The sequence below is a fragment of the Streptomyces tanashiensis genome, assembly GCF_014648895.1.
GTDB classification, from domain to species: Bacteria; Actinomycetota; Actinomycetes; order Streptomycetales; family Streptomycetaceae; genus Streptomyces; species Streptomyces tanashiensis.
The window spans coordinates 141,011-159,640 of the sequence record NZ_BMRZ01000020.1 but is presented as its reverse complement, the minus strand read 5'-3'; the positions used below and the strand labels follow the sequence as shown (position 1 = coordinate 159,640).

General features: G+C 72.2%; 16 protein-coding genes. 9 read left to right on the top strand and 7 right to left on the bottom strand.

The annotated features are described in order from the left end of the window. Positions 1-206: 206 nt before the first annotated feature. From IE237_RS36120 to mscL, 6 genes are all read left to right on the top strand, one after another. Positions 207-1,796, top strand: coding sequence for a potassium/proton antiporter (locus IE237_RS36120; RefSeq protein WP_189806425.1), 1,590 nt, complete (start codon positions 207-209; stop codon positions 1,794-1,796). Between the two features lie 251 nt (positions 1,797-2,047). Continuing rightward, a complete protein-coding gene (locus tag IE237_RS36115) occupies positions 2,048-3,328 on the top strand; it encodes an MFS transporter (RefSeq protein ID WP_189806405.1) in 1,281 nt (426 codons plus the stop codon). Between the two features lie 68 nt (positions 3,329-3,396). Next, positions 3,397-3,729, top strand: a complete 333-nt coding sequence (locus IE237_RS36110; RefSeq protein WP_189806404.1) for an FmdB family zinc ribbon protein — start codon at positions 3,397-3,399, stop codon at positions 3,727-3,729. A gap of 81 nt (positions 3,730-3,810) precedes the next feature. Further along, complete coding sequence (locus IE237_RS36105) at positions 3,811-4,656, top strand: S-methyl-5'-thioadenosine phosphorylase (RefSeq protein ID WP_189806403.1); 846 nt, start codon at positions 3,811-3,813, stop codon at positions 4,654-4,656. A gap of 133 nt (positions 4,657-4,789) precedes the next feature. Next, on the top strand, positions 4,790-5,359 hold the full coding sequence (locus IE237_RS36100; protein WP_189806402.1) for a CpaB family protein: 570 nt from the start codon (positions 4,790-4,792) through the stop codon (positions 5,357-5,359). A gap of 114 nt (positions 5,360-5,473) precedes the next feature. Beyond that, the gene (gene mscL, locus IE237_RS36095; protein ID WP_229843886.1) at positions 5,474-6,004 is read left to right on the top strand and encodes a large conductance mechanosensitive channel protein MscL; all 531 of its coding nucleotides are present in this window, start codon (positions 5,474-5,476) and stop codon (positions 6,002-6,004) included. Between the two features lie 19 nt (positions 6,005-6,023). Here the strand turns inward: mscL and IE237_RS36090 are convergent, their stop codons facing one another. From IE237_RS36090 to IE237_RS36060, 7 genes are all read right to left on the bottom strand, one after another. After that, complete coding sequence (locus IE237_RS36090) at positions 6,024-6,242, bottom strand: hypothetical protein (RefSeq protein ID WP_189806400.1); 219 nt, start codon at positions 6,240-6,242, stop codon at positions 6,024-6,026. A gap of 42 nt (positions 6,243-6,284) precedes the next feature. Next, on the bottom strand, positions 6,285-6,707 hold the full coding sequence (locus IE237_RS36085) for a hypothetical protein (protein WP_189806399.1): 423 nt from the start codon (positions 6,705-6,707) through the stop codon (positions 6,285-6,287). Next, positions 6,704-7,357 carry a QcrA and Rieske domain-containing protein gene (locus IE237_RS36080; protein ID WP_189806398.1) on the bottom strand — a complete coding sequence of 218 codons (654 nt, stop codon included), beginning with the start codon at positions 7,355-7,357 and terminating at the stop codon, positions 6,704-6,706. Before IE237_RS36080 ends, IE237_RS36085 begins: the two co-directional genes overlap by 4 nt. Next, on the bottom strand, positions 7,354-8,001 hold the full coding sequence (locus tag IE237_RS36075; RefSeq protein ID WP_189806397.1) for a 4Fe-4S dicluster domain-containing protein: 648 nt from the start codon (positions 7,999-8,001) through the stop codon (positions 7,354-7,356). Before IE237_RS36075 ends, IE237_RS36080 begins: the two co-directional genes overlap by 4 nt. A gap of 7 nt (positions 8,002-8,008) precedes the next feature. Next, entirely contained in the window at positions 8,009-10,330 is a 2,322-nt protein-coding gene (locus tag IE237_RS36070; RefSeq protein WP_189806396.1) for a molybdopterin oxidoreductase family protein, read from the bottom strand. Beyond that, the gene (locus IE237_RS36065) at positions 10,327-11,460 is read right to left on the bottom strand and encodes an MFS transporter (RefSeq protein WP_189806395.1); all 1,134 of its coding nucleotides are present in this window, start codon (positions 11,458-11,460) and stop codon (positions 10,327-10,329) included. The genes IE237_RS36070 and IE237_RS36065 overlap by 4 nt, the downstream gene beginning before the upstream one ends. A 507-nt stretch (positions 11,461-11,967) precedes the next feature. Beyond that, positions 11,968-13,389: an MFS transporter gene (locus tag IE237_RS36060; protein ID WP_229843885.1), complete on the bottom strand. Its 1,422-nt coding sequence runs from the start codon at positions 13,387-13,389 to the stop codon at positions 11,968-11,970. A gap of 255 nt (positions 13,390-13,644) precedes the next feature. Between IE237_RS36060 and IE237_RS36055 the strand changes: the two genes are divergently transcribed. From IE237_RS36055 to IE237_RS36045, 3 genes are all read left to right on the top strand, one after another. Then, positions 13,645-14,820, top strand: coding sequence for a low temperature requirement protein A (locus IE237_RS36055; protein ID WP_189806394.1), 1,176 nt, complete (start codon positions 13,645-13,647; stop codon positions 14,818-14,820). A 55-nt stretch (positions 14,821-14,875) separates the two neighbouring features. After that, positions 14,876-17,428, top strand: coding sequence for an ATP-binding protein (locus IE237_RS36050; RefSeq protein ID WP_189806393.1), 2,553 nt, complete (start codon positions 14,876-14,878; stop codon positions 17,426-17,428). Positions 17,429-17,819: 391 nt separating this feature from the next. Then, complete coding sequence (locus IE237_RS36045) at positions 17,820-18,608, top strand: SDR family oxidoreductase (protein WP_189806392.1); 789 nt, start codon at positions 17,820-17,822, stop codon at positions 18,606-18,608. The last annotated feature ends 22 nt before the right edge of the window (positions 18,609-18,630 follow it).

The following is an 18,630-nucleotide window of genomic DNA, read 5'->3' as shown; positions in this document are numbered from 1 at the left end:
TTCGAGGGGCAGGGTGGTCCTGGAGTACGGGAGCAACCTTAGGCGCAGCGTCCGGACGGCCCGGACGCGGTGTCAGGAAGAGAACCGTACTGGTGAGCGAGGAGAGGCAAAGGACGCGTCAAGAAAGCGTTAAAGATTAGGTAAGGTAACGAAGTACCGGCCGCTGGAGGAACGATCCAGCCGCACGTGAGGGGAAGGAACGGCCACTGACTGTCCACCAGCTCAACGAACTCCTGCTCATCTGCTCGCTCGTCCTGCTCGTGGCCGTCGCGGCCGTGCGGATCTCCTCCCGCAGCGGGCTCCCCAGCCTCCTGCTCTACCTGGGCATCGGCGTCGCGATCGGACAGGACGGCATCGGCAACGTCGCTTTCGACAACGCGGAACTCACGCAGGTCATCGGCTACGCAGCCCTCGTCGTGATCCTCGCCGAGGGCGGTCTCGGCACGAAGTGGAAGGAGATCAAACCGGCGCTGCCCGCCGCGGTCGTCCTCTCCACCGTCGGCGTCGCCGTCAGCGTCGGCATCACCGCCGCCGGCGCCCACTACCTCGTCGGTCTCGACTGGCGGCAGGCCCTGATCATCGGCGCCGTCGTCTCCTCCACCGACGCCGCCGCGGTCTTCTCCGTCCTGCGCAAGGTGCCCCTCCCCTCACGGGTCACCGGCGTCCTGGAGGCCGAGTCCGGCTTCAACGACGCCCCCGTCGTCATCCTCGTCGTCGCCTTCTCCACCGCCGGACCGATCGACCACTGGTACGTCCTCGTCGGAGAGATCGCCCTCGAACTCGCCATCGGCGCCGCCGTCGGCCTCGCCGTCGGCTTCGTCGGCGCCTACGGCCTGCGGCACGTCGCCCTGCCCGCCTCCGGCCTCTACCCGATCGCCGTCATGGCCATCGCCGTCGTCGCGTACGCCGCCGGCGCCATGGCCCACGGCTCCGGCTTCCTCGCCGTCTACCTCGCCTCGATGGTCCTCGGCAACGCCAAGCTGCCCCACGCGCCCGCCAACCGCGGCTTCGCGGAAGGACTCGGCTGGATCGCCCAGATCGGCATGTTCGTCCTGCTCGGCCTGCTCGTCACCCCGCACGAGCTCGTCCACGACTTCTGGCCCGCCGTCGTCATCGGCCTCGTCCTGACGGTCGTCGCACGCCCCACGGAAGTCCTGGTCAGCCTGCTGCCCTTCCGGATCCCCTGGCAGGAGAAGGCCCTGATGTCCTGGGCCGGCCTGCGCGGAGCCGTCCCCATCATCCTCGCCACCATCCCGATGGTGTCGAAGATCGAGGGCAGCGAGCGGATCTTCAACATCGTCTTCGTCCTCGTCGTCGTCTACACCCTCGTCCAGGGCCCGACGCTCCCCTATCTGGCCAAGGCCCTCAAGCTGCGCGACTCCACCGAGGCCGCCGACCTCGGCGTCGAATCCGCCCCCCTCGAAAGACTGCGCGGACACCTGCTCTCCGTCGCCATCCCGGAGCGCTCCCGGATGCACGGCGTCGAGGTCGCCGAGCTGCGCCTCCCGGCCGGAGCCGCGGTCACCCTCGTCGTACGCGAGGACGCCAGCTTCGTCCCGGGACCCGCGACCGTCCTGCGGACCGGCGACGAACTCCTCGTCGTCGCCACCGACCCCGTACGGGACGCCACCGAACGGCGACTGCGGGCCGTCGGACAGGGCGGAAAGCTCGCCGGCTGGCTCGGGACCGGGGGCGCGACCGCGGCCTCACCACCCGCCGCCACCGGACGCTTCCACCTGCCGGGCAGCGGCGGACAGAGGCCGGGCCATGGTGGACCCAGGAAGACATCCGGTTAATCGCAGGCATTAATTCAGGTGCGGGAGCGTTTTCCCAGGCGGGAAGACGCTCTTCCCTGTACCATGAAGGCACACCTGATCGAACCAACTCTGCCTGACGCAGAGCTGGCGCGACCGTATGGCGGCCGTGGCGCCCCTCCGCAGTGGGGCCGGCCCGGTATCTACCGCAGTAACGCGCATGAGGACAGCTCTCGGCGACACCCGCACCACCGTGCCGGGGCGCGCTACCAGGCGGCAGAAAGGCCAGGACCGTGGCGTCCACGGTCATCTCGGACAAGCGGCCCGGCTACGGGCAGCTGCTGCGCACCCCCGGCGCGCTGTCCTTCCTGCTCCCCGGCTTCGCCGCACGGCAGCCCTTCGCGATGCTGACCATCGGCATCGTCCTGCTCGTCCAGCACACCACCGGCTCCTTCGGCAGCGCCGGCTCCGTCGCCGCCGTCACCGGCGTCTCCATGGCGCTCTTCGCCCCCCAGAGCGGCAAGCTCGCCGACCGCTTCGGCCAGCGCGCCGTCCTCGTCCCCGGCGTCCTCGTCCACACCGCCTCCGTCTCCCTGCTCGTCGTCCTCGCCCTGACCGGCGCCCCGCTCTGGGCGCTGTTCCTGGCCGCCGTGCCCGCCGGCGCCTCCGTGCCCCAGGTCGGGCCGATGGTCCGGGCCCGCTGGGCCGCCAAGCTCGACGGCACCCCGCTGATGCCGACGGCCGCCGCCTTCGAATCCGTCACCGACGAATTCACCTTCGTCGTCGGCCCCGTCCTCGCCACCGCCCTGTGCACCGGCGTCCACCCGGCCGCCGGCCTGATCGCCGAGGCCGCCCTCACCCTCGTCGGCGGCCTGTTCTTCGCCGCACAGCGCGCCACCCAGCCCGCCCACGGCCTGTCCGCCGCGGCCGGCCACCTCGGCGGCGAGCCCCGCCGCTCCGCCCTGTCCGTCCCCGGCGTCCGCGTCCTCGTCGTCGCCTTCCTCGGCATCGGCACCGTCTTCGGCGGCATGCAGGTCTCCCTCACCGCCTTCACCGAGGAGATCGGCAACCCCGGCGCCAACGGCCTCCTCTACGGCATCTTCGCCGCCGGCAACATGCTCGCCGGCATCGCCATGGGCGCCGTCGCCTGGAAGACCGGCCCCCGCCGCCGCCTGATCATGGGCTACGCGGGCCTCACCATCGCCGCCTCCCTGCTGTGGACCACGCACTCCGTGCTGCTCCTCGCCGCCCTCGGCCTGGTCGTCGGCCTGTGCATCGCCCCCGCCCTGATCACCGGCTACACCATCGTCGAGACCCTGATCCCGGCCTCCGCCCGCACCGAGGCCTTCACCTGGCTCACCGGCGCCGTCGCGCTCGGCCAGGCCGCCGCCGTCACCGTCGCCGGCCGCCTCGCCGACGCACACGGCGCGAGCACCGGATTCCTGGTGCCGATGGCGGGCACCGCCCTCGCCCTGACCACGCTCCTCGCCCTCCGCTCGCGGCTGAAGCCGCACGAGGCGAGCCGGGTCGCGGCACGTGGCATCGGTCACCGCGTGCCGGTGACGGTGGACTGATCCCACGGAATACGTCAGTATGGATCGTCGTTAGCACTCGATGAGTGTGAGTGCCAGGAGGAAGTCAAGTGCCGACCTACCAGTACCAGTGCACCGAGTGCGGCGAAGGCCTCGAGGCGGTGCAGAAGTTCACCGATGACGCCCTGACCGAGTGCCCCAGCTGCAACGGACGCCTGAAGAAGGTGTTCTCGGCCGTCGGCATCGTCTTCAAGGGCTCCGGCTTCTACCGGAACGACAGCCGCGGCTCGTCGTCCAGCAGCTCGCCGGCCTCGTCGAAGTCCACGACCACGACGTCCACGACGTCCTCGTCCACGGACTCCAAGCCCGCCGCGTCGACCGCGTCCACGTCCGCTTCCTCCTCCTCGACGTCCTCGTCGAGCACCGGAAGCTCGGCCGCCTGACCGCACGTCCTTCCCAGGGCCCCGTCGCCGTCCGCGACGGGGCCCTCGGCGTTTCCCCACGGCGTGCGTAGGGTGACCGGCATGGCGAACCATGACGTGTACGCGGACATCGGCGTGATCGGCGGCTCCGGCTTCTACTCGTTCCTGGAGGACGTCACCGAGGTGTCCGTCGACACCCCGTACGGCAGCCCCAGCGACTCCCTCTTCCTCGGCGAGATCGCCGGCCGACAGGTCGCCTTCCTCCCCCGGCACGGCCGCGGCCACACCCTCCCGCCGCACCGGATCAACTACCGCGCCAACCTCTGGGCACTGCGCTCCCTGGGCGTACGGCAGATCCTCGGGCCCTGCGCCGTCGGCGGACTGCGCGAGGACCACGGCCCCGGCACCCTCGTCGTCCCCGACCAGCTCGTCGACCGCACGAAGAGCCGCGCCCAGACCTACTTCGACGGGGAACCCCGGGCCGACGGAACCGTGCCGAACGTCGTCCACGTGACCTTCGCCGACCCCTACTGCCCCGACGGACGGCGAGCCGCGATCAAGGCCGCCCGGGGACGCGACTGGGAACCCGTCGACGGCGGCACCATGGTCGTCGTCGAAGGACCCCGCTTCTCCACCCGCGCCGAATCACGCTGGCACGCCGCCGCAGGCTGGTCCGTCGTCGGCATGACCGGACACCCCGAAGCCGTCCTCGCCCGCGAGCTGGGCCTCTGCTACACCTCCCTCGCCCTCGTCACCGACCTCGACGCGGGCGCCGAGACCGGCGAGGGCGTCTCCCACACCGAAGTACTGCGGGTCTTCGGCGAGAACGTGGGCCGGCTGCGCGACGTGCTCTTCGACGCCGTGGCGGCCCTGCCCACGACGGTCGACCGCGACTGCCTCTGCACCCACGCACACGACGGCTGGGACCTGGGGATCGAACTCCCGTAAACCACCCCCCGGGGTGGGGAAGTTGTCCACAGCCGCAGAGCCGTCCCCAGGCCGGAACGGGGTGCCGGCGGGGCGAGGAGAGTGGGAGGCGTTCAGCTCCTCCCCCTCCCGACCGGACAGGCGGCACCCCCGCATGACGACCACTCACCCCTCCCCGTCCCCCTCCCCGTCCCCCTCCCCGTCCCCCTCCCTCTCCCCCTCGTCCCCTTCCTCCGTCCCCGCGCCGTGTACGGTGCCGCCCTTCGAGCCCCTACGGGTGCGCGGCGCCCGGCACCGGCTGCGGAGGGCCCTCCGGCGCGGGCGGCGCGCACCGGCACTGCTCCTGGCCCTGACGGCCGGCGCACTGGCCGTCGCGCACACGAACCCGGCCCCGGCCGCGCCGCCCCCGACGACCGCCACCCGCGCGCGACCACCCGCACCCGCACCCCTGGTCTCCGCGCCCGTACGGATCGCCGACGCCGCGACCGTACGGCTGCTGCGGCCCGGCGACCGGGTCGACGTGATCGCCGCACCCAACTCGCCACTGGGCGGGGAGGATGATGCCCGGGTCGTCGCCACCGGCGCCCGAGTGGCCGAAGTCCCACGGCCGGGCGAGACTCGTTCGGACGGAGGGGCACTCGTCGTCCTCTCCGTGCCACGGCCGACGGCGGCAGCGCTGGCAGGCGCCGGAGTCACATCCCAACTGGCGGTGACGGTGTGCTGATTCGCACTGACTCACTGTCAAGTCACCGTCCCGTGTGTACGGATTGGACGGCTCTGCGCCGTTCACGGCCTAATGGCTGCGCACACAGCAGCACACGCGACGAAAGGCACCTCGGTGGCCGAGAAGAAGGAATCCCTGCTCGGAGGCTTCAAGGCCTTCCTGATGCGCGGCAACGTGATCGACCTGGCGGTCGCGGTCGTCATCGGTGCCGCGTTCACCAACATCGTGAACTCGGTGGTCAAGGGCATCATCAACCCGGTCGTCGGCGCCTTCGGCACCAAGGACCTGGAGAGCTACTCGTCCTGCATCAAGGACAGCTGCGCCGTGGTCAACGGCGAGGTGCAGGGCATCCAGATCCAGTGGGGCCTGGTCCTCAGCGCCGTACTGAGCTTCCTGATCACCGCGGCCGTCGTCTACTTCCTCATGGTCCTGCCGATGGCGAAGATCCTCGCCAAGCGGGCCGCGCACGAGAAGGCGAAGGAGGGCGTCGAGGAGGTCATGGAGATCAGCGAGCTGGAGGTGCTCAAGGAGATCCGCGACCACCTCGTCGCCCAGCGCGGCCCGGCGACGGGCACGGGTTCCGGCACGGGCACGGGCACGGGCTCCGGCTCCGGTGGTGGCACGGGGACGCACCCCACCTCCTGACCGGCGGACCACGCCGGTCTCAGAGGTGGTGCGGCGGCTTCTCGTCGAGGAAGCGCGCGAGGTCGGCGGCGCTGCCGCCGGCCGGAGGCCGCTCGCCCCACCCGCGGTCCGTGTCGTCCGCGGATTGCTGGTCCAGCGGATCGTCGAAGACGAGTGCCGGCTTCGGACTGTTCTCGGGGCTGGAAGATGTGCCGGGCCGCTTCGCGTCTCGCGGTCCGTGGGCGGGGGCGGTGCTCATCTCTTCAGAGTACGCCCGCTCACCCGCCCCGTACCCCTCTGATCAGCGATCCTTCGGATCGATCAGCCAGAGCCCCAGCACCACGAGGAACGACAGGACGAGGAAGCCCGCGCCCCACCACGCGGTGCCGGTGTCACCCGTCATCCACTCGTCCACCACGATCGTCAGGCCCCACAGCTGGCCGATGACCACCGTCAGCGCCAGCGTCAGGCGCGCCGACAGCTTCGACGAGCGCTCCGGCTCCTGCTCCGTGCCCGCACCGGGCCCCGGTCCGGTGTGCCGGATCCGCGGATCGCCGTAACCGCTGGTGGGCCGGATCTGCGGATAGCGCTCATGCACGGGCCGGTTCAACCGGGGCTGAGCGCTGCCCGGGGTGTACGCGGGGCGGGGAGGGAGGGGGGCGGAGGGGGAGGGGGGAGGCCCCCCTGGGCTCTCCGGGTCCTTCGGGAACGGTGTGTCGGTCACGTCCGCTCGCTCCTCTCGGTCCCGCCGCCGGTCTCCGTGGCCGTGCCCTCCAGTCGGGCGCAGAGGGGGCTGCCCTGGCCGCGCTGGCGGCAGTAGCCCTCCTGGAGGCTCTCGCCGGAGCGGGCGGTGCCGACGGCCCAGACGCTGCCGTCGGCCTGTTCGATCAGGATCACCTTCGGCAGTCCGCGGGGCGGCGGGCCGGCGGTGACCTCTCCCGTACGGGCGTCGAAGATTCCTTCGTGGCAGGGGCAGTACAGCTCGCCCTCGCTGCCCCTCTCCTTGCGCCACAGGACCGCGCAGGCGAGGTGGGTGCAGACGGCGGAGTAGCCGGCGAGGGTGCCGTCGTCCATGCGGACGGCGATCGCCCGGTCCTCGTCGCCGGGGTAGCGGAAGGCGAGCGACTCCCCCGGCTCGATCCGGTCGGCGATCTTCATGATCTCGGGGCTGCCGTCGGAGTCGCCGTGCCGGTGCAGGATGCCGGAGGCGACGCCGATGCCGCCGACGGCGAGGCCTCCGGAGACGGTGGCGACGATCCGCAGGTAGTCGCGGCGGGTGGTGAGGGAGTCGGCGGCGATCCGGTCGTGGAGCGCTTCCTGGGCCGCGTCGGTGCGGGCGTCCGGTGCGGGCGGCTGCGGGTCGGTGACGCTCAACGGACCCCCTCCCGTCGCCCGCCGCCACCCTTGTTCGAGTTCGCTTCGCTCACGTCCCTTCCATTGATCTCGACGACGGGGAGGCCGCCGGGCACCGGCCACTGGACCTTGTCGGCGGGGACGACCATCGCGACGCCGGTGGAGACGGTGGTGCTGCCGAAGGTGAAGGAGTCGGCGACCTGGACGCCGGGGCGTTCGGCGCGGAGCTCGTCGAGGGTTCCGTAGAAGAGGGCGCCGGTGGGGCAGACGGTGGCGCACATCGGGGCGAGGCCGTAGGCGGTGCGGTCGTAGCAGAGGTTGCACTTCATCTGGAGCTTCGCCTGGAGGTCGATCTTGGGGACGCCGAAGGGGCAGGCGTTGACGCAGTTGGCGCAGCCGATGCAGCGGGTGGTGTCGGCCTGCTGCACGACGCCGTCGGCGGTGACGAGGATCGCGTCGGCGGGGCAGACCTCGGCGCAGGGGGCGACGGGGTCCTCGCAGTGCATGCAGACGGTGGGGAGGGAGGCAACGGAGTGGCCTTCGTCGGGGTAGTCGAGGTGGATCATCGACTTGCCGCGGTGGGAGTCGCATTCGCGGCAGGCGGAGACGCAGGCCTGGCAGCCGATGCAGCGGCCCGGGTCGATGAAGATCGTGCGGCCCATCATGTGCGGGTCAGCTCCTCTCCGCGGTGCCGCGGCCCTGGGGGGAGGTGGGGGGCAGCGGGTCGGTGCGGGAGACCTGGGTCTCCGGGTAGGCCTGGTGTCCGGGGGCGGTGGGTGGGGCGGGGACCTCGTCGATGCGTTCGGCGGCTTCGATGCGGGCGGCGCACACCTTGTACTCGGGGATCTTGGAGCGCGGGTCGAGGGCGTCGATGGTGAGGGCGTTCGCGGCGGTGGGGACGGGCCAGTGGTACGGCACGAAGACGGTGTCGGGGCGGATGGCCTCGGTGACGAGTGCGGGGAAGACCTCGCTGCCGCGGCGGGTGACGACGCGGACGGGTTCGCCGTTGCGGAAGCCGTGCGAGGGGTGGACCTCGACCCAGGGGCGGGGGGTCTGCTCGACGAGGGCGCCGAGGCGGCGGGTCTGGTTGCCGGAGAGGAAGTGGGCGACGGTGCGGCCGGTGGTGAGCGAGAGGGGGTACTCCTCGCTGTACGGGTCCATGGGCGGGTGCCATTCGACGACCTGCATGTGGATCTTGCCGTCGGGGTGGTAGGTGCGGCCGTTCTCGAAGAGGCGGGGGGTGCCGGGGTGGTCGGTGCTGGGGCAGGGCCAGGCGATGCCGCCGGTCTCCTCCAGGCGTTCGTAGGTGATGCCGTAGTAGTCGTTGACGGTTCCGGCGGAGGCGATGCGGAGTTCTTCGAAGACGGAGCGGGAGTCGGGGAAGGCGAATTTGTCGCCGGCGCCGAGGCGCTTGGCGAGTTCGCAGATGACCCAGGTGTCGGTGCGGACGCCGGCGGGTGGTTCCTGGGCCTTGTTGTGTTTGACGACGCGGGCCTCGGCGTTCGCCATGACGCCTTCGTCCTCGGCCCAGACGGTGACGGGGAAGACCACGTGTGCGTTGGCTGCGGTCTCGGAGAGGAAGAAGTCGAACTGGGCGTGGAATTCGAGGGTGTCGTAGCCGTCCTTGACGGTGGCGTAGTTCGGGAGGGAGACGAAGGGGTTGTTGCAGATGCCGACGAGGCCTCGGATCTCCTGGCGCTGCATCTGCCAGACCATTTCCATCATGGAGGTGCCGGCGGGTGGGAGTTCGGTCTCGTCGATGCCCCAGATCTCGCAGATCTGCCGGCGGTGCTCGGGGTTGGTGATGGAGCGGCCGCCGGGAAGGAGGTCGGACTTCTGGCCGTGTTCGCGGCCGCCCTGGCCGTTGCCCTGGCCGGTGATGGTGCCGTAGCCGGCGCCGGGCTTTCCGATGTTTCCGGTGGCGGCGCAGAGGTTGATGATGGAGAGGCAGTTCTCGACGCCCTGGGAGTGGTGTTCGACGCCGCGTGCGTGCCAGGCCATGGCCTTGTCGGCGCCGGCGAACATGCGGGCGACCTGGACGATCTGCTGCTCGGGTACGCCGCAGATCTCGGCCGAGCGGGCGGGTGGGTGGTCGGCGACGGTGCGCTTGACCTCGTCCCAGCCGGTGGTGTGGGCGGCGAGGTAGGCCTCGTCGGTGAGGCCTTCGGCGACGACGACGTGGAGGACGGCGTTGAAGAAGGCCGAGTCGGTGCCGGGTCTGATGGCGACGTGGACGTCGGCGGTGCGCGCGATCGCGGTTTCGCGGGGGTCGACGACGATGAGGGAGGCGCCGCGGTCGCGTGCTCCCCACAGGTACTGGGTCATGACGGGGAAGCATTCGCCGACGTTGGAGCCGGCGATGAGGAGGCAGTCGGTGAGGAGGATGTCGGAGAAGGGGTTGCCGGCGCGGTCGATGCCGAAGGCGAGTTTGTTGGCTCCGGCGGCGGAGACCATGCAGAGGCGGCCGTTGTAGTCGACGTGGCGGGTTCTGAGGGCGACGCGGGCGAATTTTCCGACGAGGTAGGTCTTCTCGGAGTAGAGGCTGGCGCCGCCGAGGAGTCCGAAGGCGTCGTTGCCGTACTCGGCCTGGATGCGGCGGATCTCGGCGACGGTGTGGTCGAGGGCCTCGTCCCAGCTGACCTCGCGGAACTCCTCGTCGCGGTTGCGGCGCATGAGGGGGGCGGTGAGCCGGTCGGGGTGGTTGACCTGCTGGTAGGCGTTGATGCCCTTGGGGCAGAGCCGCATGCGGTTGATGTCGTGGTTGCGGGGTTCGACGCCGAAGACCTTGCCGTGGCGGTCGACGCGGAGGTACATGCCGCACTGGACGCCGCAGAAGCAGCAGTGGGTGGGGACGAGGGTCTCGCCGTTCTGGTCGGCGTGCCAGCGGTCGGCGGGGATGCCTCCGGCGTCGCGGAAGTTGCGGGTGCCGGGCGGGGCGAGGGAGGGGTCGAGCGGCACCGGCCGGCCGGGGGTCGCGGGGTCGGTCGCGGTCAATTGAAGCCCTTCTTCACGTGGTCGAGGTAGGCGGTGCCGCGGAGGACGCGCTTGCAGCGGGGGCAGTACTCGGTCCATGTGTCGAAGCCGAGGTCGAGGTCGCGCATGGTGCCCTGGAGGTTCTCCACGTAGGGGGCGGTGTCGATGGGCTCGTGGCAGCGGCGGCAGGTGAGGATCTCGTCGTCGTCCTTGCGGCGGGCGGTGTATTTGAAGAGCTGCATGCCGACGGCGGCGGGGCGCTGGACGATGTGGAAGAACTTCCCGAAGGGGATGTAGATGAGGGTGAAGACGACGGTGACCATGTGGAGGATGGCGAGGAATTCGTAGCCGCCGCCGTGCAGGAAGATGGACGAGAAGGTCAGCAGGAGCCCGGTCACGGAGATGACGATGAGGGCGATGAGCGGGACGAGGTCGTAGGCGAAGCGCTGGCCGGTGATGGCGCCCCGGTCCTTCATGCGGCGCCAGAGGAAGTAGGAGGCGCCGGCGATGACGAGGACGGCGGCGATGTCGAGGCCGTGGAACATGAGCCAGCCGACGGCGTTGAGGGCGTCGAAGCCGATGATCTTGAAGCCCCAGATCCGCATCTCGTAGCCGGGTCCTGAGCCGCTGTCGGAGGTGAAGGTGAACCAGCCCCAGGTGAGGGGGAAGGTGATCGCGGCGGCGAGCAGGCAGCCCCAGAAGATGAGCTGGTGGGCGGCCCAGCGGGCGTGGGAGCGGGCGCCGAGGAATTTCTGGAAGCCGAGGTAGGTGGCGATCATCTTCGGCAGGGCGGTGGGTGCCGTGCGGAAGTTGGCGGCGGAGAAGAAGGATCGCCAGCCCTGCCGGAAGAGGCGGCGGGCGCCGGGGGCGGAGATCCAGACGGTGTAGCGGTAGGCGACGCCGAAGGCGAGGAAGACGGTGGCGACGGCGTACGGCAGGAGGGCCGAGTCGAAGTCGCGGAGCAGGCGGCTGCCGAGGACGATCGCGAGGATCAGCAGGGCGGAGACCGCGGCTCCGGTGAGGGCGGCGCGGCGGCGCACGGCGGCGGGGGTCTGGGGTGTGGTGCCGTCGGCCGCCGCGGGGCCGGGCGCGGGGCCCGGGGCGGGGCCGGGTACGGGGGTGGGCTCGGCTGTCTGCGGTGGCTCGGTCACGCGGTCACGGTAAAGCCGCATGCCCTATTCAGTCCCGTTTTGCCCGCTATAGGGGTGACGCGTCGCTCAGACGGCGTTCAGCCCGTGGGCCCGGAACACCTCACGGGCCGCGGTGACCTGCTCGGGGGTCGGGGGGGTCGTGTCGTGCAGGGTGAACGGCATGGCGAGTGCCTGCCATTTCGCTTCGGCGAGCTTGTGGAGTCGTCGCCTTCGGACGGCGTGTAGTTCCGCTGGATGAAGTCGCGGACGTCGATGGCGTCGCGCCGGAGTCCGCCCTTGAAGCCCTGCCAGGCCCGCTCGTTCACCGTCGCCTCAGCAGGGGTCGCAGTCACTGCCGGCACCGCCTTCTTCGCATCGTTCGATCGCGTCGTCGCTCCCTTTCATTGCACTCCTTCCGATCGGTCGTTTCGGGCGGCATCGGTCACCCTTCGGGGCCCTAGGTCCCGTCCCGGGCATGCGGAAGGGCCCCGCCGCAGCGGGGCCCTTCTCTCTGGGGACGGGGGCCGGTCAGCTGGGCGCCTCGGCGTTCTTGCGGGCGTAGAACCACCAGGTCACGGCCATGCAGCTGATGTAGAAGGCGACGAATCCCCACATCGCGCTGGTCACGGCGACCGAGCCGAACAGGGCCGGGATGAAGAAGAAGCCGTAGGCGGCGACGGCCGAGGTGAAACCGGTGACGGCGCCGGACTCCATCTCCGCCTGCTTCAGGGCCCTGGCGTGTTCCGGGGTGCCTTCGTCGAGGCCCTTGAGGTGGGTGCCGCGGAAGATGACCGGGATCTGGCGGAAGGTGGAGCCGTTGCCGATTCCGGAGAAGAAGAACGCGGCGAGGAAGCAGAGGAAGAAGCCGTGGAAGGAGCCGCTGTCACTGCCCGAGGGCAGGAAGGTGATCACTCCGACGATCGAGGCGGCCATGCCCACGAAGGAGAGGATCGTGACCCGGGCGCCGCCCCACTTGTCGGCGATCCAGCCGCCGCCCCAGCGGGCCAGGGCGCCGACGGCGGGGCCCATCCAGGCGTAGGTGGCGACCGAGTAGTCGGGGAACGTGGTCTTGATCAGCATCGGCAGGGCGGCGGCGAAGCCGATGAAGGAGCCGAAGGTGCCGACGTACAGCCAGGTCATCAGCCAGTTGTGCTTGCGCTTGAAGATGATCTTCTGCTGCTTGAACGGGGTCGAGGCGACCTTCAGGTCGTTCTGCCCGAACCATGCGATCGCGGCGAGGACCAGCAGCACCGGGACCCAGAGGAACGCGGCGTTCTGCAGGAAGACCGGGGCGCCGTCCGCCTTGTGCTGGGCCGAGCCGATCGCGATCGTCGACCACGTGATGACGATCGGGGTAAGGAGCTGCACGACGGAGACGCCGAGGTTTCCCAGACCGCCGTTGATGCCGGTGGCGCTGCCCTTCTTCGCCTTCGGGAAGAAGAAGCCGATGTTGGCGAGGGAGGAGGCGAAGTTCGCGCCGCCGATGCCGCAGAGGGCCGCGATGGCGACCATCACGCCGTACGGGGTCGTCGGGTCCTGGATGGCGATGCCGAGCCAGATCAGCGGGACGACGAGGACGGCCGTCGACAGCGCGGTGAAGCGGCGCTGGCCGACCATCGGGCCGAGGAAGGTGTAGAAGATCCGGGCCGTGCCGCCGGTCAGGCCGGGGATGGCCGTCAGCCAGAACAGCTGGGAGGTCGAGAAGCCGAAGCCGACGTCCTTCAGGTCGGTCGCGGTGACCGACCACACCTGCCAGACGACGAACGCCACGAGCAGCGCCGGCACCGCGATCCACAGGTTGCGGGCGGCGACCCTCTTGCCGATGGCCTTCCAGAAGAGCTCGTTCTCCGGCTCCCAGTCGGTGATCGGCTTGCCGGGACGGTACTGCTCCGTGTCGTACGAGGCGGGTGACCGGCCGGCCGTTCTGCTGTCCTGGACTACGGAACTCATGGCGCTTCCCTGACGTTTCGGGGCTTCCTTGCTCTTCCAGGCTGCGCCCGCCCGTCAGGGGTGTGTGAGTGCCGATGGTCACCGGTGGAGCGGGCCTAGGTCCCTGGCCGGTGTCCCGGACGCCTGGGCGGTGACGGAGCCGCTCGCCGACCTCCCTCTCGTGGCGGGGGTCGTGGCCGACCTGTGCGCGGGCGGGCAAGTCACCGGGCGTGGCACGCGAGCGGGCCCGCCGCCCGCTCTGCTGTGCTGGGGCGCATGACACAACCGTTCCTGCCCCTGACCGCCCGCTCCCGCGAGGAGTCGCACCGGGCCGCCACGCCCCTGGAGCTCTTCTTCGACCTGTGTTTCGTGGTGGCCGTCGCCCAGGCGGGCGCCGAGCTCGTGCACGCGGTCGCCGAGGGCCACGCGGGCGAGGGCATCCTCAACTACGCGATGATCTTTTTCGCGATCTGGTGGGCCTGGATGAATTTTTCCTGGTTCGCCTCGGCGTACGACAATGATGACGTTCTCTACAGAGTCGTCACCCTTGTGCAGATCGCCGGTGTGCTCATCCTCGCCGCCGGCGTCTCGCGCGCCTTCGCGGAGCACGACTTCCTCGTCGTCTACCTCGGCTACCTCGTGATGCGGCTCGCCCTGGCCTCGCAGTGGCTGCGCGCCGCCCACCACGCGCGGGACGCGGCCGAGCGGACGATGTGCCGCCGGTATGCGGGCGGGGTCCTCGCCGTGCAGGTCGGCTGGCTCGCGCTGCTCCTCGCGCCCGAGCCGGCCCGGCCGTGGGTCTTCCTGGTCATGGCACTCGCCGAGATGGCCGTGCCGGTGTACGCGGAGAAGGACGCCCCCAGCGCCTGGCACCCGCACCACATCGCCGAGCGGTACGGCCTGTTCACCATCATCGTGCTGGGTGAGACCGTCGCCGCCGCGACCGTCGCCGTGAAGACGGGCATCGCCGAGAACGACGCCCTCGGCGAGGTGCTCCCGATCGCCGCGGGCGGTCTGCTGCTGGTCTTCGCCGCCTGGTGGATCTACTTCGTCGTGCCCGCCCACGACCGGCTGACCTCCAGCCGGCAGGGCTTCCTGTGGGGCTACGGCCACTATGTGATCTTCGCGTCGGCCGCCGCCGTCGGGGCGGGCCTGGAGATCGCCGTCGAGCAGGCCGTGGACGAGGCCCACATCTCCACGCTCGCCGCCTCCGCCGCCGTGACGATCCCGTCCGCGATCTTCCTGCTGTCGGTGTGGCTGCTGCACGCCCGCTACTTCAAGATCGGCATCGCGCAGCAACTGGTGCTCCCGGTGGCGTCGTTCGCGATCCTGATGTGCTCGTTCGCGGGCCACTGGGCGGTCCTCGCGGCCGGGCTCGTCGCGGCGGCCACGGTCGCCGTCGGGGTCACCCTGACCGCCCGCACCCCGGCCCCGCGCGCGACGACGGCCTGACGGGGCGGTCCGGGAGGCTGGAAGAGCCGCCGTCAGGCGGGACACAATCCCGTACATGATCTTCCGCCTGCTCGGACCGCTCACGGTGGCCGAACCCACCGATGCCACCGCGGGCGCCACCGGGGACGCCACCGGGGTGGCCGCCGGGGTGGCCGCCGGCGCGCCGGTCCCCGTCACCGGCGGGCCCAAGGTCCGCGCCCTGCTCGCCCGGCTCCTCCTGGACGCGGGCGGCACCGTCCCGGTGGAGCGGCTCGTCGACGGGCTGTACGGGGAGGAACCGCCGGCCGGCACCACGGGCGCGCTCCAGGCCCAGGTCTCGCGGCTGCGCCGGGTCCTTCCGCCGGGCGTGACGGTGGAGTTCTCGCCCGCCGGGTACCGGCTGGCCGTCGCGGACCCCGTCGCGGACGTCGACGTCCTGCGGTTCGAGGCGCTCGCACGGGAGGGTGCGCGGGCCGGCGCGGCGGGCGACCCCGGGCGCGCGACCGGGCTGCTGCGGGAGGCGCTCGGGCTCTGGCGGGGGCCGGCGCTCGCCGACGTACGGGACGCGCCGTTCGCGGCGGGTCAGGCGGCCCGGCTCGACGCGCTGCGGCTGGACGCGGTGGAGGAGTGGGCGGCGGCCGAGCTGGCCTCGGGCGGTGACCCGGCCGTGCTGGTCGCGGAGTTGGAGCGGCCGGTCCGGGAGCAGCCTTTGCGGGAGCGGCTGCGGGGGCTGCAGATGCGGGCGCTCGGCGCGGCGGGCCGGCAGGCGGAGGCGCTCGCCGTGTACGAGGAGGTGCGGGCGGCCCTCGCCGAGGAGCTGGGGGCCGATCCGTCGCCGGAGCTGTCCGCCGTCCACCTGGAGCTGCTGCGGGGCGGGAGCGCGGCGGAGCGGGCGGTCCCGCCGCTGCCCGCGCCGCTGACGGACTTCGTGGGTCGTGAGCGGGAGCGGGAGCGGCTGGCCGGCCTGGTGGCGGCGGCCCGGCTCGTGACCCTGGTGGGCCCGGGCGGTGCGGGCAAGACGCGGCTCGCCCTGGAGGTGGGCGCGGGGCTGCCGGGGGAGGTGCGTTTCGTGGACCTGGGGGCGGTGGCGGGCACGGGCGGCCCGTCCGGCGAGGTCGCGGAGGCGTTCGCGGCGGCGCTCGGGGTGCGGGGCGCGGCGCGGCTCGAAACGGCCCTGGCCGGGCGGCCGGTGCTGCTGATCGTGGACAACTGCGAGCACGTCGTCGTGGAGACGGCGGTCCTCGTACGGCGCCTGCTGGCCGCCTGTCCGGGGCTGCGGGTGCTGACGACGAGCCGGGAGGCGCTCGGGATCACCGGGGAGTCGCTGCTGCCGCTCGGCGCGCTGGCGCCGGAGGCGGCCGTGGAGCTGTTCGTGCGGCGGGCGGCGGCGGTCCGGCCCGGATTCGCGGGCCACGCGCGCGTGGCGGAGCTCTGCGCGGGGCTCGACGGGCTGCCGCTCGCCGTCGAGCTGGCGGCGGCCCGGCTGCGGACGCTGTCCGTGGAGGAGCTGGCGGACGGGCTCGGCGGGCGGTTCGAGCTGCTGTCGCGCGGGGACCGCACCGCACCGGAGCGGCATCGCACGCTGCGGGCCGTGGTGGAGTGGAGCTGGTCGCTGCTCGAACCCGGCGAACGGGAACTGGCCGCGCGCCTCTCGGTGTTCCGGGGCGGCGCGACGGCGGAGGCGGTGGCCCGGGTGTGCGGCGCGGACGCGGGCCTGCTGGCCTCGCTCGTGGAGAAGTCGCTGGTGGAGGTACGGGACGACGGCCGGTACCGGATGCTGGAGACGATCCGCGCGTACGCCGCCGAACGGCTCCCGGACGACGATCCGGCGCCGGCCGCCCACCTCGCGTACTACCGGGAGCTCGCCGAGGCGGCCGACCCCGAACTGCGCGGGGCCGCCCAGCTGGAGTGGCTGGCCCGGCTGGACGCGGAGGACGCGAACCTGCGGGCGGCGCTGCGGCGCGGCACGCCGGAGGACGGGCTGCGGCTGGTGGCCGCGCTCAGCCCGTACTGGTGGCTGCGCGGGCTCCGGGGCCGGGTGGCGGCGCCGGTCGCGGAGCTGCTGGACCGGGTGGAGCCGACGGCGGAGCGGGGCGAGGAGTACGCGCTGTGCGTCCTCGCGGCGGGCCTCCGGGAGGGCGAACGCGTCGACCGGGCACGGGGTTTCCTCCACGCGGGTACGGCTCCGCTCCGGCAGCCGTACACGGCGTTCCTGTGGTCGACCTCCGTCGGACCCGTGGAGGGCCTCCGCCTCGGCGACGACCCCTGGTCCCGGGCCCTGGGGCTCGTGGGCCGCGCCCAGCTGACGGCCTCCCCCGCCGAGGCCGGGGCGCTCCTCACGGAGGCACTCGCCGGGTTCCGGGCGCTCGGGGAGCGGTGGGGGACGGCGACCGCCCTGGAGGGTCTCGCGGCGCACTCCACCACGCCGCTGCCCCTGCTCGCGGAGGCCCTCGCCCTCTTCGAGTCCCTGGGTGTGGCCGAGGACGTCGTGGACCTGCTCCACCGCCGGGCGGCCGTCCACGAGGCCGCCGGGGACGCGGCGTCGGCGGCGTCCGACCGGGCTCGCGCGACGGAGACGGCCCGCCGGGCGGGGCTGCCGACGCCGGCGGGGCGTGCCGCCGCCGGCTGAGCCGGCCCCCCGATGAGGCGCCCCGTCCCGTGTGGGCCGCGCCCCCGCCCCCCGTGTGGGCCGGTGCCCGCCCCCGTGTGGGCAATCGTCCCGCTGGGCGGGACGGGTGGGCACACGGGACGGCGCCCTTCAGCGGCGCCTCCGCGTTCCGCGCCTGGGCCCGCACCACGAGGCATTGCACCAGGGGTGCGGGTTCAGGCGCGGGAGCCTCTGGCGCCGGCAAGGGCGCCGTTCCGTTGTGCCCACCCGTTCCGCCCCAGCGGAACGATTGCCCACAACGGGGGGGGAGCCGTCAGTCGGTCGTCAGTGGTTCGTCAGCGCCCCGCGCGACCGTTCTTCTCGTGCCCCGGGGAGACGCTCCGGGCCGCAGGGGAAGTCCGAGGAGACCGCCATGCAGAACACCACCGCCACCACCCGTACCGCCCTCGTCACCGGTTCGTCGCGGGGGATCGGGCGGGCCGTCGCCCGCCGGCTCGCCGCCGACGGGATGGTCGTCGCCGTCCACTACGGGCGGGACGCCGCCGCCGCGCAGGAGACCGTGGACCTGATCGCCCGGGACGGCGGGCGGGCCTTCTCCGTCGGGGCCGACCTGGCCACGCACGACGGGGTGCTCGCGCTGGTCGAGGGCGTCCGGGCCGGGCTCGCCGCCCACACCGGGGAGGCGGCGCTCGACGTCCTGGTCAACAACGCCGCCGCGACCGGCTCGGGCGGGCACCTCGGGGACGAGACCCCCGAGCAGTTCGACCGTGTCTTCGCGGTCAACGTCCGGGCGCCGTACTTCCTCGTCCAGGGACTGCTGCCCGTGCTACGGGACGGCGGCCGGATCATCAACATCGGCTCGGCCGTCACCCGGATCGCACTCGCCGACGAGCTGGCGTACGCGATGACGAAGGGCGCGATGGAGACCTTCACGCGCACCCTCGCCAACGTGGTCGGCGAGCGCCGCATCACCGTCAACACGGTCGCCCCCGGCCCGACGCAGACCGCCTCGCTCACCGCCGCCATGGCGGCGGTGCCCGAGCTGGAGGGGATGCTGATCGGCGGCCAGGCGCTGCCGTGGGTCGGCCGGCCGGAGGACATCGCCGACCCGGTGGCCTTCCTGGCCTCGGAGGACGGCCGGTGGATCACCGGCACCGTGATCGACGCCTCGGGCGGCACCTACCTCGGCCCCAAGCACTGAGCCAAGCACCGTGGTAGGCAGG

Bases quoted from the DNA above. Each gene is read 5' to 3' on its own strand.
- IE237_RS36105 (WP_189806403.1), top strand. From the start codon at position 3,811: ATGGCGAACCATGACGTGTACGCGGACATCGGCGTGATCGGCGGCTCC.
- IE237_RS36100 (WP_189806402.1), top strand. From the start codon at position 4,790: ATGACGACCACTCACCCCTCCCCGTCCCCCTCCCCGTCCCCCTCCCCG.
- IE237_RS36090 (WP_189806400.1), bottom strand. From the start codon at position 6,242: ATGAGCACCGCCCCCGCCCACGGACCGCGAGACGCGAAGCGGCCCGGC.
- IE237_RS36075 (WP_189806397.1), bottom strand. From the start codon at position 8,001: ATGATGGGCCGCACGATCTTCATCGACCCGGGCCGCTGCATCGGCTGC.
- IE237_RS36060 (WP_229843885.1), bottom strand. From the start codon at position 13,389: ATGAGTTCCGTAGTCCAGGACAGCAGAACGGCCGGCCGGTCACCCGCC.
- IE237_RS36055 (WP_189806394.1), top strand. From the start codon at position 13,645: ATGACACAACCGTTCCTGCCCCTGACCGCCCGCTCCCGCGAGGAGTCG.
- IE237_RS36050 (WP_189806393.1), top strand. From the start codon at position 14,876: ATGATCTTCCGCCTGCTCGGACCGCTCACGGTGGCCGAACCCACCGAT.
- IE237_RS36045 (WP_189806392.1), top strand. From the start codon at position 17,820: ATGCAGAACACCACCGCCACCACCCGTACCGCCCTCGTCACCGGTTCG.